General features: G+C 55.2%; 11 protein-coding genes and 3 pseudogenes. 5 read left to right on the top strand and 9 right to left on the bottom strand.

Annotation, left to right across the window (positions count from 1 at the left end; all coding sequences use genetic code 11):
* Positions 1 to 40 precede the first annotated feature (40 nt).
* A pseudogene (gene ugpC / locus GM30_RS04010) lies at positions 41 to 1,091 on the bottom strand (sn-glycerol-3-phosphate ABC transporter ATP-binding protein UgpC).
* Positions 1,092 to 1,461: 370 nt separating this feature from the next.
* On the opposite strand from ugpC, the gene malE reads away from it, so the two are divergent.
* The 3 genes and pseudogenes from malE to GM30_RS03995 all read left to right on the top strand — a co-directional run bounded on the left by malE (position 1,462) and on the right by GM30_RS03995 (position 4,900).
* On the top strand, positions 1,462 to 2,658 hold the full coding sequence (gene malE, locus GM30_RS04005) for a maltose/maltodextrin ABC transporter substrate-binding protein MalE (RefSeq protein ID WP_049847582.1): 1,197 nt from the start codon (positions 1,462 to 1,464) through the stop codon (positions 2,656 to 2,658).
* A gap of 59 nt (positions 2,659 to 2,717) precedes the next feature.
* The gene (gene malF / locus GM30_RS04000; RefSeq protein ID WP_049847581.1) at positions 2,718 to 4,262 is read left to right on the top strand and encodes a maltose ABC transporter permease MalF; all 1,545 of its coding nucleotides are present in this window, start codon (positions 2,718 to 2,720) and stop codon (positions 4,260 to 4,262) included.
* A 13-nt stretch (positions 4,263 to 4,275) separates the two neighbouring features.
* Positions 4,276 to 4,900: pseudogene (locus GM30_RS03995) on the top strand (ABC transporter permease).
* Between the two features lie 87 nt (positions 4,901 to 4,987).
* On the opposite strand, the gene psiE reads toward GM30_RS03995, so the two are convergent.
* From psiE to pgi, 6 genes and pseudogenes are all read right to left on the bottom strand, one after another.
* On the bottom strand, positions 4,988 to 5,398 hold the full coding sequence (psiE, locus tag GM30_RS03990; RefSeq protein WP_049847580.1) for a phosphate-starvation-inducible protein PsiE: 411 nt from the start codon (positions 5,396 to 5,398) through the stop codon (positions 4,988 to 4,990).
* A 116-nt stretch (positions 5,399 to 5,514) separates the two neighbouring features.
* Positions 5,515 to 7,365, bottom strand: a complete 1,851-nt coding sequence (locus GM30_RS03985) for a YjbH domain-containing protein (protein WP_049847579.1) — start codon at positions 7,363 to 7,365, stop codon at positions 5,515 to 5,517.
* Positions 7,365 to 8,105 (bottom strand): capsule biosynthesis GfcC family protein, encoded by a 741-nt coding sequence (locus GM30_RS03980; protein ID WP_049847578.1) that lies wholly within the window; start codon positions 8,103 to 8,105, stop codon positions 7,365 to 7,367. The genes GM30_RS03985 and GM30_RS03980 overlap by 1 nt, the downstream gene beginning before the upstream one ends.
* Entirely contained in the window at positions 8,102 to 8,740 is a 639-nt protein-coding gene (locus tag GM30_RS03975) for a YjbF family lipoprotein (RefSeq protein WP_049847577.1), read from the bottom strand. The genes GM30_RS03980 and GM30_RS03975 overlap by 4 nt, the downstream gene beginning before the upstream one ends.
* A gap of 63 nt (positions 8,741 to 8,803) precedes the next feature.
* Positions 8,804 to 9,046 (bottom strand): exopolysaccharide production protein YjbE, encoded by a 243-nt coding sequence (gene yjbE / locus GM30_RS03970; protein ID WP_038158418.1) that lies wholly within the window; start codon positions 9,044 to 9,046, stop codon positions 8,804 to 8,806.
* A gap of 366 nt (positions 9,047 to 9,412) precedes the next feature.
* Positions 9,413 to 11,021 (bottom strand): annotated as a pseudogene (gene pgi / locus GM30_RS03965) (glucose-6-phosphate isomerase).
* Positions 11,022 to 11,314: 293 nt separating this feature from the next.
* Here pgi and lysC point away from each other — a divergent pair.
* Both lysC and panS read left to right on the top strand, forming a co-directional pair.
* On the top strand, positions 11,315 to 12,664 hold the full coding sequence (gene lysC / locus GM30_RS03960; RefSeq protein ID WP_049847576.1) for a lysine-sensitive aspartokinase 3: 1,350 nt from the start codon (positions 11,315 to 11,317) through the stop codon (positions 12,662 to 12,664).
* A gap of 92 nt (positions 12,665 to 12,756) precedes the next feature.
* Positions 12,757 to 13,707 carry a ketopantoate/pantoate/pantothenate transporter PanS gene (gene panS / locus GM30_RS03955; RefSeq protein ID WP_049847575.1) on the top strand — a complete coding sequence of 317 codons (951 nt, stop codon included), beginning with the start codon at positions 12,757 to 12,759 and terminating at the stop codon, positions 13,705 to 13,707.
* Between the two features lie 90 nt (positions 13,708 to 13,797).
* On the opposite strand, the gene GM30_RS03950 is transcribed toward panS, so the two are convergent.
* Together GM30_RS03950 and GM30_RS03945 are read right to left on the bottom strand one after the other, a co-directional pair.
* A complete protein-coding gene (locus tag GM30_RS03950) occupies positions 13,798 to 14,067 on the bottom strand; it encodes an HPr family phosphocarrier protein (RefSeq protein ID WP_049847574.1) in 270 nt (89 codons plus the stop codon).
* A 9-nt stretch (positions 14,068 to 14,076) separates the two neighbouring features.
* On the bottom strand, positions 14,077 to 14,937 hold the full coding sequence (locus GM30_RS03945; protein ID WP_049847573.1) for a class II aldolase: 861 nt from the start codon (positions 14,935 to 14,937) through the stop codon (positions 14,077 to 14,079).
* Positions 14,938 to 14,967 lie beyond the last annotated feature (30 nt).

Raw genomic sequence — 14,967 nt, 5'->3', positions numbered from 1 at the left:
TCTCCTGAGATCATTGCTTTTCTCTTGATTTTTATGGGATTTAAACGCCAGGCTCTTTGTGCAGCCGACGACAAGCTGTGCCATCCTCACGGAACAGATGACAACGCTCTGGCGGCAAACCAATGGCGAATGTGGCTCCCTCTTCTACCAACACCACGTCAGACTGGCGGTAGACCAGGTTCTGTCGGATGGCGGGGATCTGGATATGAATCTGTGTTTCGTGACCAAGTTGTTCGACGACCTGAACGTCGCCTTCCAGCGTGACGTCCGCGATATCGCTGGGTAACAGGTGCTCCGGACGAATGCCCAACGACATGTTGGCGCCCACCTGTACGTTCGCGCTGTCCACCGGCAGCCAGACGCGCTGGCGGTTCGGCNTGGGGGGAGCCGATAAACCCGGCGACGAAACGATCTGCCGGGTAGTGATACAGTTCGAGCGGCTTACCCACCTGGGCAACGCGCCCGGCATCCAGCACGACGATGGTGTCGGCGAGCGTCATCGCTTCGACCTGATCGTGGGTGACGTAAATCATCGTGCGTCCCAGTCGCTTGTGCAGACGGGAAATCTCAATGCGCATCTGCACGCGCAGCGCCGCGTCCAGGTTCGACAGCGGCTCATCAAGCAGGAACACGTTCGGCTCGGCCACCAACGTGCGGCCAATCGCCACGCGCTGCCGCTGACCGCCGGAGAGCGCTTTTGGTTTGCGATCCAGCAGATGCGCCAGTTGCAGCACTTCGGCCACCTGTGTCACCCGCTGTTGAATCACGTCTTTTTTGGCACCCGCCAGCTTGAGACCAAACGACATGTTTTCCGCGACGGAAAGGTGGGGATACAGCGCATAGGACTGGAAAACCATCCCCACGCCGCGCTCGGCAGGGGGAACATCATTCATTCGGGTATCGCCAATCAGCAGATCCCCACTGGTAATCGTTTCGAGTCCCGCGATCATTCTCAGCAGCGTCGATTTACCACAGCCTGACGGACCGACGAACACCACGAATTCCCCTTCGTGAATGTCGAGGTTGATGTTTTTTGACACCACCACTTCGCCCCAGGCTTTCGTTACATTTCGCAGCTGTACGCTCGCCATGCCCTTCTCCCTTCGTTACAACCTGTCACCAACAGACACATTCAAGTTGGGCTGACTATGCGCCATTGATTAAGGGCGTGAATCCTCCACCCCCCGGGTTTTTTATGGGGGAGGAGGCGGGAGGATGAGAGGGCAGGCTCTGCCACCGGGGACGGTGGGCGCTGAGGAATTTTGTGATGGTCGTTACAAAAATGGGGGCGTTTTTATGTGCGCTGACACTCATAACTCCATTTTATGTAACACAGATCACACAAACCGGGGGCGGGGCGTAGACAAAGGGAGGATGGAAAGGGGTTGCTAAATAAGGAAACTCATCGTCGTTAAGCCACTGAAGTGTATCCACGAGCACACACCAAAAAGGACGGGATATATGAAAATCAAAACTGGCGCTCGCATCCTCGCGCTGTCCGCATTGACCACGATGATGTTCTCCGCCTCTGCCCTCGCCAAGATTGAAGAAGGAAAGCTGGTCATCTGGATTAACGGCGACAAAGGCTACAACGGCCTTGCCGAGGTTGGTCAAAAATTCGAAAAAGACACGGGCATTAAAGTGACCGTTGAGCACCCGGACAAGCTGGAAGAGAAATTCCCGCAGGTTGCGGCGACGGGCGATGGTCCGGACATTATTTTCTGGGCGCACGACCGTTTTGGCGGCTATGCACAGTCAGGCCTGCTGGCGGAAGTCTCGCCGGATAAAGCCTTCCAGGACAAGCTCTATCCCTTTACCTGGGACGCCGTTCGCTACAACGGCAAGCTGATCGCCTATCCGATCGCTGTCGAAGCCCTGTCGCTTATCTATAACAAAGATCTCGTGCCGAACCCGCCGAAAAGCTGGGAAGAGATCCCGGCGCTGGATAAAGAACTGAAAGCGAAAGGGAAGTCCGCACTGATGTTCAACCTGCAGGAACCGTACTTCACCTGGCCGCTGATCGCCGCAGATGGCGGTTACGCCTTTAAGTATGAAAACGGCAAATATGACGTGAAAGATGTCGGCGTCGACAGCCCGGGCGCGAAAGCGGGTCTGACCTTCCTGGTTGATCTTATCAAGAACAAACACATGAACGCCGATACCGATTACTCCATTGCGGAAGCGGCATTCAACAAAGGCGAAACCGCGATGACCATCAACGGTCCGTGGGCCTGGTCCAACATCGACAAGAGCAAGATCAACTACGGCGTCACCCTGCTGCCGACGTTCAAAGGCAAACCGTCTAAACCGTTCGTTGGCGTACTGAGCGCCGGGATCAACGCTGCAAGCCCGAACAAAGAGCTGGCGAAAGAGTTCCTTGAAAATTATTTGCTGACCGATCAGGGTCTGGACGCGGTGAACAAGGACAAACCGCTGGGCGCTGTGGCGCTGAAATCCTTCCAGGATACTTTAGCGAAAGATCCGCGCATTGCAGCGACGATGGATAACGCCCAGAAAGGCGAAATCATGCCGAACATCCCGCAGATGGCCGCCTTCTGGTACGCCACCCGCACGGCGGTGATCAACGCAGCCAGCGGTCGTCAGACTGTAGATNGGCGCGTGCGCTTACCCGCCCTACGACTACGGCACGATCCGTAGGTCAGGTAAGCGCAGCGCCACCTGACGATAAGTTTCCACCGTTGTAGAGGAAGAACCCCATGGATGTCATTAAAAAGAAGCACTGGTGGCAAAGCGACGCCCTGAAGTGGTTAGTCATAGGCGTGCTCGGCCTGCTGGTGGGTTACCTTGTTGTTTTAATGTACGCCCAGGGAGAGTACCTGTTCGCCATCATGACGCTGATTTTAAGCTCAGTTGGCCTGTATATTTTCGCTCATCGCAAAGCCTATGCCTGGCGCTATGTGTACCCTGGCGTCGCCGGGATGGGCCTGTTTGTGCTGTTTCCGCTGATCTGCACCATCGCCATCGCCTTCACCAACTACAGCAGCACCAACCAACTGACGTTTGAACGTGCGCAGCAGGTGCTGATGGACCGCTCGTACCAGGCCGGGAAAGCCTTCAACTTTGGTTTATATCCTGAAGGGAACGCGTGGAAGCTGGCGCTGACCGATGGGGAAAGCGGGAAAAACTATCTCTCCGACACCTTTACCCTGGGCGGCGAGCAGAAGCTCACCCTCAAGGAAACGGATGCGTTGCCGGAAGGCGAGCGGGCTAACCTGCGCGTCATCACCCAGAATCGTCAGGCGCTGAACCAGCTGACCGCGTTCCTGCCGGATGAGAGCAAAGTGGTGATGAGTTCGCTGCGGCAGTTCTCCGGCACGCGCCCGCTGTACTCGCTGGGCAGTGATGAGGTGCTGACCAACAATCAGAGCGGCACAAAATATCGTCCGAACAACAGCGCCGGTTTCTATCAGTCCATTAACGCTGATGGCAGTTGGGGCGACGAAAAACTCAGCCCCGGTTATACCGTGACCATTGGCTGGGATAACTTCACCCGCGTCTTCAACGACGAGGGGATTCAAAAGCCGTTCCTGGCGATTTTCGTCTGGACGGTGGTGTTTTCAGTGCTGACTGTACTGCTGACCGTGGCCGTCGGCATGGTGCTGGCCTGCGTGGTGCAGTGGGAGTCGCTGAAAGGCAAAGCGATTTACCGCGTGCTGCTGATTTTGCCCTACGCGGTGCCGTCGTTCATATCTATTTTGATTTTCAAAGGGTTGTTCAACCAGAGCTTTGGTGAAATCAACATGATGCTGAGCACGCTGTTTGGCATCCGACCGGCGTGGTTCAGCGACCCGACCACCGCCCGCGCGATGATTATCATCGTCAACACCTGGCTCGGCTATCCGTACATGATGATCCTCTGCATGGGGCTGCTGAAGGCGATCCCGGACGATCTGTACGAAGCCTCGGCGATGGACGGCGCGGGTCCGTTCCAGAACTTCTTCAGGATCACGTTGCCGCTGCTGATCAAACCGCTGACGCCGCTGATGATCGCCAGCTTCGCCTTCAACTTTAACAACTTCGTACTGATCCAGTTGCTGACCAACGGCGGACCGGATCGCCTCGGCACCACCACCCCGGCGGGTTATACCGACCTGCTGNNGAGCTACACCTACCGCATCGCCTTTGAAGGCGGCGGCGGGCAGGACTTCGGACTCGCGGCGGCGATCGCCACGATCATCTTCCTGCTGGTGGGCGCGCTGGCGATTGTGAACCTGAAAGCCACCCGCATGAAATTTGACTAAGGAGGGACAGACGATGGCAATGGTACAACCGAAATCTCAGAAGCTGCGCCTCTTTATCACGCACCTGCTGCTGCTTGTTTTCATCGCGGCGATCATGTTTCCGCTGCTGATGGTGGTCGCGATTTCCCTGCGCGAAGGCAACTTCGNNCGTTACGCCGCCGCCGTTCCCGGTGCTGCTGTGGCTGTGGAACTCGGTGAAAATCGCCGGGATCACCGCCATTGGCATCGTGGCGCTCTCCACTACCTGCGCCTACGCTTTTGCCCGTATGCGTTTCCCGGGTAAAGCGACGCTGCTGAAAGGGATGCTGATTTTCCAGATGTTCCCGGCGGTGCTGTCGCTGGTGGCGCTATACGCCNNCGTGGTGCTGCTGCCGCTGTCGGTACCGATTCTGGCGGTGGTGTTTATTCTGTCGTTTATCGCCGCGATCACCGAAGTACCGGTCGCCTCGCTGCTGCTGCGTGATGTTAACAGCTACACGCTGGCGGTAGGAATGCAGCAATACCTGAATCCGCAAAATTACCTGTGGGGCGATTTTGCCGCGGCGGCGGTGCTGTCCGCGATCCCTATCACTCTCGTGTTCCTGCTGGCGCAGCGCTGGCTGGTGAGCGGACTGACGTCCGGCGGCGTGAAAGGTTAAGTTTCATTGTTATGCCACTGCAACCCTCAAATGCTGTTCATTGCGAATAATTGTGACTGTTCAGGCGGCCTTCGGGCCGCCCTTTTTTTATTCGCGTTTCAGCCGCTTAGAGTTACAAAGCCATAGCGTGATCACCAAAAGCAGGATCGCCGCCGAATAGATCAGCACATCCAGCGGGGATTTGTGATCGACAATGATCAACCGCACGATAGCGGTGATCCCAATGTAGATGAAATAGCGCAGCGGAAAGTGAAAGCCCGACTGAAAGTACTTCACAATCAGGGCGATAAACTCAAAGTAGAGAAAGTAGACCACCAGCCCTTCCACCAGCGCGTACTTGCTGGTTTGCTCAGGAGCGAGCAGGACATCTGCCAGATGCAGCGTCTCTTTGCCGAGGAAAACGACCAGAATCAACCCAAGGGTCAACAGACCCAGATTCAACACGGTCTGGAGAATGGTGGAGATGAACTCAACACGGGGGCGAGTGAGTGACGTCATAACAGCACCTCTGTCGCGGGGCGAGTCTCCTGTATAACGCAAAAATGTGACAGAGATCTATATTTTTTATTTATGCTTATTGCCGGGCAAACGCAGCGCCGCCCGGCAATAAAGCATCAACGGAAGTTAATGCTGCGATCGCTGGTCATGTCATACAGCTGGAACTTACGTCCCAGTTTCTGACCACCGTCACGCGTCAGCGGCGTCCAGCCTATCGCTGCGCGGCTGCGAGTCGGGCCGGACGAGAAGATATCCAGCGGCACAGACACGTACACGCCTTTGGTGAAATCCCCTTCGCCGTACTCTTCCGGCGACACGTTGGTGAGGGTGGCGTAAGCGCCGACCACCACGCCGCTGTCGAAGTGTTTCGCCACTTCCAGCGTACCGCCCTTATCACCAGCCAGATACTGACCGACGCTGGCTTTGATCAGCACATCCTGGGCAAACGGCGGCGTCCAGTATGCCGTAAGGTGACCGGTTTTAGCGCTGTAGTCGGTGAATTTCATCATGTCCTGCGCGCTGCGCCAGTCACGCTGCTTCACATAGTTCGCATCAATACCAAGCGCCCAGTTGCTGTCGACCGGACGATAAAGCACTTCAGCGCCCGCGCCGCCGAACATAGTCTCCAGATAACCGCCGTACACCTGGCCGTAGAACCCGTTGCCGAAATACTGAAGATAGTTGGCCTGCAGGTTGTTGACGTAAATATCGTTTTCCACATATTCACGCACATGGGTTCTGACGCGCGGCAGGTGTGTGTCCCGCGGCGGATTGGTGTAGTTGAACTTGTCGTAGTTGTTGGCAACGTTAGCAAACAGGCTGCCGGTGGTGATCAGGTGATCAGTCACCCACCAGTCTGCGGTGCCCATCACGCCCAACTGATACATGTAGAAGCTTTCCGGGCCGCCGATGGACTGGTTCAGCACCGGGTCGATATGCACATTGAAACGTGACTTGTCGATATACCAGCCCTGCTCCGTTTTCTCCGGCACCACCGGTTCGATGCGTTTTTGCGCCAGCGGCGTTTCATGACCTAACGGCTCGCCCGCCAGATGGTTACGCAGGCTGGCGACGTCAGTTTCCGTTGTCACCTGCGGCATATTGAGGCGGTTTTCGGTGATGCGGATGGTGCGGATCCCGTCCGGTAGATCGTTCATGATGATACGGTTGGCACGCTCAATGCCTTCACGCGAGTCGCGGTATTTCACCTGCTCGCCGGTGACGTACAGCGTGTCGCCTTTCACCTGAATCTGCGGATNNTCGATTTTACCGGCGAATTCCTGGCTGTAATCGTTGCCTTCGTACTCCAGCTTCAGACGCAGCGGCTGCCATGGCGTCTGGTATTCAACGCCGCCAAACAGCGAGGTCGGCCCGTGGAACATCTGGCTGCCGTCCACCGAACCCGCCTGGCGGTAGCTGTTATCGCGATAGCAGAATTTATCGCTGTAGGAACAGAGCGGGTTTTTCACGTTGCCGCTGGTGCCAAGATAGCCCCAGCCGAGACCCAGCGAGAAATCGAACGGCCCCCAGGCTTTGTTGGCGACGATGTATTCCGCATCAAACAGGCCGGTACCGCCGATATCCCGCGCGCCCACCGCCACCTGCGGCAGCCAGTAGCTCTCTTCCCATAGCCGCAGCTTGAGATCGAACGCTTTGTCTTTGTAGGTCTGATCGCCCGAGAACGCATCTACGCTGCTGTACTCGCGGGTACGTACGTCGGTATAGCGCAGCGTGGTTTCCAGCCAGGGGAACAACTGTACCGAACCGGAGTAGTAGCGATACTGATCGTTATCGCGATAGTTGATGCTCAGTTCCCCTTCCCGCGCCATACGCGCGGTGGGCGTCTGCAGCAGCCCCACGCCGCCAAAGTCGGACTGGGACGGCCCTATCGGCGCCGGATAGGTTTCTGCATGGCAGGCGGCGCTCACACCCAACGCCAGCAGGCTAAAGAGAAATCTTGTTTTCATTATTCAGGTATCCGCTGTGTGAGTGAGTGAAGAATATCGGCATTCAGTTCGTCGTTTTTCTTCGTCCACAGGGAATCGGCAAAGCCGACAAAAATAACGCTTCCCGGCATCAGTTCAACGTGGCGTTTGTTCCAGTACGCCACCGGCGCTTTTTGCGTTCGCCCGTCAGGGTAAATCACCCAGGCGTAGCTGCGGTCAGCGCCGCTGAGCAGGCTCTGATCGTCGAGATAGCTCGCCACATCACGCTCTGGTGTGAACGGCTGCGTGCCCGGGCGACTGAGTAAACCGAACAGGCGCACCGTGGAAGGCTGATGGCCCACCCACAGGGTGTAATCGCCCTGTAGCGGCGGGTTGGCGCCCGGTTTCACCCGCACCACGTCTGGATCGAGATTCACCAACTGGCGCCCCGTCACGTTGATGCCCTGCAACTGCTGGCGCAGCGCGTTAATGGCCGCGCCGTCATCACCGCCCTCTTCCGCGGCGAGCGTTGTCAGCCGGGCGAGCAGCGTCTGATGCTGCTGTTTCGCGGCAACGGTGGACTGACGTTCGCTGATCACCGCCCCTGGCCACCAGCTGTCTGCCAGCCGCGGCTGTGCGACCAGATCCGCCAGCCGTTCGGCGTCGGTGAGTTTTTTCGGCTGCGTCGCGCCGTTGATATAGACGTCAATGTTTCCGGCGGCGAAGGTGGTTAACGGTGCAATGGCCGCGACGGTCAAAACGGCAATAGCGAGTTTTTTCATGATTTTGCCGCCTTAATCAGGGTGGTTTTCACCGGGAAATAGTCCGCCCCAAGGTACTGCTCAGACTGGCGAATTTGCCCCTCGTCATCGACCCAGTAGCGGTTGCGCCAGCGGGCCTGATCGGTGCTGACCGTCTCTTCCAGCACGCGTACCTGCGTCTCTTCCCCCGCTAACGTCAGGGTATCCGTGCCCTCCCAGCGGAATGACGAACGCGCGGTGGCGTAGCGCACCTGCTTATGCTCAGTCCAGCCCATCGTGCGCGTCCAGCTCGCACCATCGACAATCTGATTAGGTTTAGCCAGCGGATCGGCCTGCAGGTTGTTCACCTCCAGCAGGTTGTCGCCGCCCAGTTGCGTTTTAATGATGCGGCCGTGCCGGGTCACGAGGGTGGCCTGATCCTGTGTCACCCATTTCTGCTGCCCGTTTTCTGAGAAAGCGAGCACCACAAACAGCTGAGGACCGCCGTTGAGCTGCATATACTGGCTGGCGTACGGCATGTTCTGGATGTCATCGTCGGTGAGTTGAACACCGGGTGTGCCGAACAGGCTGTCCCAGAGGGATTGTCCCAGTCCTTTAGTACTGGCTGAACATGCCTGAAGCAGCAGGCAAAGAAGGATAATAATGGGTCGCTTCACGACTCTTCTCCGAAGGGGCAAAATAACCACACCGAAGTGTGGTTATGGTTAAAGCACCCGCTGTTACTGGGTACTGGTGGTTGTTGTGGTCGTGGTTCCCGTGTTGGAGCCATCACCACCACCGGTCGCCGCCAGGGCGACACCCACGGCCGAACTTACGGTGCTGGCGCTGGTTGCGGTCGAACTGCCCGCAGACACAGACGTCGCTGCCGACCCTGCCGCCTCACCCACTTCCACAGGTGCTGCATAAGCAGAGGTCGCCGCAAGCGCGGATATGGCAAAAATGCCATACAGGATTTTCTTCATAACTACTTCCCTTCATTGAATGAATGGAGATATGCCTGAAAAGAAATTCAGACGGGATCGAGTATACACAACTAAAGCAGGCGAATTAGCGCAGGGGAAAATAGCGGGACGGTTTTCGGATTTATGGATGAAAAGGAATCAAAGCGGCAAATTCAAATTAATAAATACAATAAAATTCAACAAATTATAATATGTTTTTGTACATCCCATTCTCCGTAAAATCCTAAAATAACCCGCAGTGATTAACAGGTTAAATAGCCTTTTCAGATAAAACTCAGATAAGAAATTTGCGCTACGTAATGGACAACAAGAATTATCCGATAAAAAAATGCCGGCATTTCGCCGGCATTAATTATTCAATATTAATTACCCACGCCATTGCTTATAACGGTTAATCAGACCGTTAGTGGAGCTGTCGTGGCTGCTGATGGCTTTATCATCTTTCAGCTCCGGCAGGATGCGGTTCGCCAGCTGTTTGCCAAGCTCAACGCCCCACTGATCGAAGGTATAGATGTTCAGGATCACGCCCTGGGTAAAGATTTTGTGCTCATACAGCGCAATCAGCGCACCCAGGCTGTACGGGGTGATTTCACGTAGCAGGATGGAGTTGGTCGGGCGGTTGCCTTCGAACACTTTAAACGGCACCACGTGTTCCAGCGTTGCCGGATCTTTACCCTGATCGCGGTATTCCTGTTCAACCACGTCACGGGATTTACCGAACGCCAGCGCTTCAGTCTGGGCGAAGAAGTTAGACAGCAGCTTCGGATGGTGATCGGACAGCGGGTTGTGGGAGATGGATGGCGCGATAAAGTCGCACGGCACCATTTTGGTGCCCTGGTGAATCAGCTGGTAGAACGCATGCTGACCGTTGGTGCCTGGCTCACCCCAGATGATAGGCCCGGTCTGGTGATCCACTTTGTTGCCGTTACGGTCGACGTACTTACCGTTGGATTCCATGTTGCCCTGCTGGAAGTAAGCCGCAAAGCGATGCATGTACTGGTCGTACGGCAGAATGGCTTCGGTTTCCGCACCAAAGAAGTTGTTGTACCAGATACCGATCAGCGCCAGCAGCACCGGCAGGTTTTTCTCTGGTGCCGTGGTGGAGAAGTGCTTGTCCATCGCGTGTGCGCCGGAGAGCAGTTCCACAAAATTATCGAAGCCCACGGACAGGATGATCGACAGACCAATCGCCGACCACAGGGAATAACGACCGCCGACCCAGTCCCAGAACTCGAACATATTAGCGGTATCAATGCCGAACTCACCGACGGCGTTGGCGTTGGTGGACAGCGCAGCAAAGTGTTTCGCCACGTGTTTTTGATCGCCAGCAGTGTTCAGGAACCAGTCGCGTGCGCTGTGGGCGTTGGTCATCGTTTCCTGGGTGGTGAAGGTTTTAGAGGCGACCAGGAACAGCGTGGTTTCCGGGTTCACTTTTTTCAGCACTTCGGCGATGTGGGTGCCATCGACGTTAGAGACGAAGTGCATGTTGAGATGATTTTTGTACGGGCGCAGCGCTTCGGTNCACCACGTCGGTGATCGGCTTGCCGGTGTAGCCTTTCCAGCTACCGGAGATGATGGCTTCCGAGAAGCTTTTCATCTTTTCCAGCACCGCGTTCACTTCCGGCATTACGTCCTTGCCATCCACCACAATCGGGGTATTGCTACGGTTGCGCAGCGCAACGTGCAGCACGGCACGGTCTTCGGTACGGTTGATTTTTTCGCCCGAGAACATGGACTTGATGGCGCCTGCCAGATCGGTCTCTTTCGCCAGATCCTGCAGTTTTGCCAGGGTCTCAGCCGTGATGCGGTTTTTGGAGAAGTCCACCAGCATCAAATCGTCAAAGGTCGCGGAAAATGCCGAGAAACGATCGCTGTCTTTCGCGAATAATTCCGCGATAGTGACGTCCTTCATCTCCTCGTAGTGTTTCTGTAGTGCCTGCCAGGCTGAAGTCTGCGTGGGATTGATATTTTTCATAGCAATACTCGTCTGATTTGAAAATTGTGACCTGGGTCGATTGTAGCGCCTGCGGATAAAAATTGTGATGGTTTTTCAGGAAGAGGGCAAAAGCGGCTAAAAAACGATGCGTAATCACACTTTTATAAGCGAGATTTCTTGATTCCGGCGCAGTATAAAAAATCCGCATAACCTAAGCGTTGACAGCGCCCGGCCTCACATTTTATTTATGAATACGGTACCTGCGCCTGGTTCGATTAATGTTCTGCTCTTGTGCCAAGGTCACTCTTTTCATTCCCTGACACGAGGTTGTTATGACAGATTTAGTCGTCGCCAAATTTGGCGGTACCAGCGTGGCTGACTTCGACGCGATGAATCGCAGCGCGGACGTCGTACTCACCGATCCAACTACCCGGCTGGTGGTACTCTCCGCCTCGGCGGGCATTACCAACCTGCTGGTGGCACTGGCAGAAGGCCTGGAAGCCACTGAGCGTTTCGCCAGACTCGATGCCATTCGTCAAATCCAGTTCGCTATTCTCGATCGCCTGCAGAATCCAAATGTGATCCGCGAAGAAATTGAGCGCCTGCTGGAAAATATCACGACGCTGGCGGAAGCCGCATCGCTGGCGACGTCCAATGCGCTGACCGATGAACTGGTCAGCCACGGCGAACTGATGTCCACCTTGCTGTTTGTAGAGATTCTGCGTGAGCGCGGGGTTCAGGCGCAGTGGTTTGACGTGCGTAAAGTGATGCGCACCAACGATCGCTTTGGTCGTGCTGAGCCGGATATCGCTGCGCTGTCAGAGCTTTGCACCCTGCAGCTCGCACCACGTCTGGAAGAAGATATGGTCATCACTCAGGGCTTTATCGGCAGCGAAGCCAAAGGCCGCACCACCACGCTGGGTCGCGGCGGCAGCGACTACACCGCCGCGCTGCTGGCGGAAGCGTTGAACGCAAAACGTGTGGATATCTGGACCGACGTGCCGGGCATTTACACCACCGACCCGCGCATCGTGCCGGACGCAAGACGCATTGATGAAATCGCCTTTGAGGAAGCCGCCGAAATGGCCACCTTTGGCGCAAAAGTGCTGCATCCGGCGACGCTACTGCCCGCCGTGCGCAGCGAAATTCCGGTATTCGTCGGTTCAAGCAAAGATCCAAAAGCGGGCGGCACGATGGTATGCAATAAAACCGAGAATCCGCCGCTGTTCCGCGCGCTGGCGCTGCGCCGTAACCAGACGCTGGTGACGCTGCACAGCCTGAATATGCTGCACTCCCGCGGCTTCCTGGCGGAGGTGTTCGGCATTCTGGCGCGTCACAATATTTCGGTCGATCTCATCACCACCTCAGAGGTGAGTATCGCGCTGACGCTGGACACCACCGGCTCAACCTCGACCGGCGATACGCTGCTGACCCAGGCGCTGCTGACGGAACTCTCCTCCTTGTGCCGCGTTGAAGTCGAAGAAGGGCTGGCGCTGGTGGCGCTGATTGGCAACCACCTTTCCCGCGCCTGCGGCGTCGGCAAAGAGGTGTTTGGCGTGCTGGAGCCGTTCAACATCCGCATGATTTGCTACGGTGCTTCCAGCTACAACCTGTGCTTCCTGGTGCCTGGTGGCGAATCGGAAAAGGTGGTGCAGAAACTTCACCATAATTTGTTTGAATAAAATTCCACCACGCGATAAACAATAACTATGGCCGGGCTCGAACCCGGCTTTTTTATAAAAGCACAACACAACACTATCGCAAGGAATACATTATGTTAGGTTTTATCACCAGGCTGTTCCCGTTATGGGCGCTGCTGCTTTCTGTTATTGCGTATTACACGCCCTCTACCTTTACCCCGATTGGCCCCTGGGTCACTACGCTGCTGATGCTGATTATGTTTGGTATGGGCGTACACCTGAAAGTCGATGATTTTAAACGCGTGCTGTCGCGCCCGGCACCGGTCGCCGCGGGGATTTTCCTGCACTACCTGGTCATGCCGCTCGCCGCTTGGTTGCTGGCGCTGGTGTTCCGTATGCCGCCGGAGTTGTCCGCAGGCATGGTGCTTGTGGGTAGCGTGGCCAGTGGCACCGCGTCAAACGTCATGATCTATCTGGCGAAAGGCGACGTAGCGCTGTCGGTGACGATTTCGTCGGTATCAACGCTGGTGGGGGTGGTCGCCACCCCGCTGTTGACGCGCCTGTACGTTGACGCCCACATCCAGGTGGACGTGATGGGGATGCTGCTCAGCATTCTGCAAATCGTGGTGATTCCGATCGCGCTGGGGCTGGTGGTGCATCATCTGCTGCCGCGCGTGGTAAAAGCGGTGGAGCCGTATCTGCCAGCCTTTTCAATGGTGTGTATTCTGGCGATTATCAGCGCCGTGGTCGCGGGTTCCGCATCGCATATCGCGTCGGTAGGCCTGGTGGTGATCGTTGCCGTTATCCTGCATAACAGCATCGGTCTGCTGGGCGGTTACTGGGGTGGACGTCTGTTTGGCTTTGATGAATCCACCTGCCGTACGCTGGCGATTGAAGTCGGCATGCAGAACTCCGGGCTTGCCGCCGCGCTCGGCAAAATCTACTTCGGCCCACTCGCCGCCCTTCCCGGCGCGCTGTTCTCCGTCTGGCATAACCTGTCAGGTTCCCTGCTGGCGGGGTACTGGTCCGGTAAGCCGGTTGATGAAAAGCCCGTTAAGACGGCTAACACCGGTGCTGAACATTAAGGTGCTGCATCTTTAATGGTTTTTACCTCCGTTAAAAATAAGCGATACAGAAAGCTTCTATGACCCTCTGTATCGCCTCTTTTTATTTATCTACGACGGCTCACCAAAACCATTCGCAAAGGCACTTTTTAATTCGGTCATAAAGGCCAGTTCGTCCTGCCCGTCACAGATTAAATCAACCATCGTATTTCCCTTTACGCCTGCGCCAAGGATACTCATCATTCCCTTGATGGGTATTTCTTTGTCATTATTAACCAGCGTCAGTGATGACTGGTATTTTTTGACAATCTTAGCCAGCGTTGCCGCCGGGCGGGCATGCAAACCCGTGCTGTTAACAACACGTACTTTTTGCCGGATCATGTCGCCTCCTTAAGATGCTTTACGCAATGCGGGATGTGTTTTATTCATCATCAGAATTTTAGAATAAACATCATCTTCAACCGCCTGTTTCGCATTCGCCATGACGCGAGCGAGATTAGCCTCGTTGTTATTATTTACCCATGCTTTTCCGACTGTTGTAATAAAAGCCTTGCGTAAATCGCTGGCAATATTAACTTTGGCGACTTTGTAATTAACAAAGCTTCGCAGAATATCCGCGTCAATGCCTGAACCCCCATGAATAACCAAAGGGACTGAGCTGACAGAGGCAATACGTTGCAACAACGGGATATCAATGCGCGGAACATCCTCCAGACCGTGCACATTACCGATCGATACGGCCAGCATGTCACAGCCTGTTTCTTCAACGAAACGCTGAACTTTCTCAGGCTCGGTTTTGCAGTCAGCTTCGCTGACATGGTCATCTTCCTTACCAAGAATTGCGCCCAGTTCAGCTTCGACAGGAACCCCAAATGATTTACAGAAATCCACGGCTTCACGGGTAAAAGCGATGTTTTCTTCGAAGGGTAATGCCGCTCCATCAATCATTACCGAAGTAAATCCGGCTCTGACAGCCTGTTTGACATCATCTAATGTTTTTCCGTGATCCAGATGCAGACTGACCGGAACATCCATTTTATTGGCATAGCGCTTCACTATTTCATAAATGTAATCATAACCAGAAAGCTGCGCGTTAGTGGGCGCAATCTGAATGAAATTAGGTAATCCGGAACGTTCTATTGCGTTCAGAATAGAAATAGTGGTTTCCAGGTTAGTGGTATTAAATGCGCCTGCCAGCACACGTTTTTCCCGAATACAGTCGAGCAAGATCCTACCGTTAACTAAAGGCATATTAACTCCTCATATCTTGGCGATGAAGAT

The organism is Trabulsiella odontotermitis (assembly GCF_001188485.1).
GTDB lineage: Bacteria > Pseudomonadota > Gammaproteobacteria > Enterobacterales > Enterobacteriaceae > Trabulsiella > Trabulsiella odontotermitis_A.
Note: the sequence above shows the minus strand (reverse complement) of the source record. Positions and strands in the feature narration are given on the sequence as shown.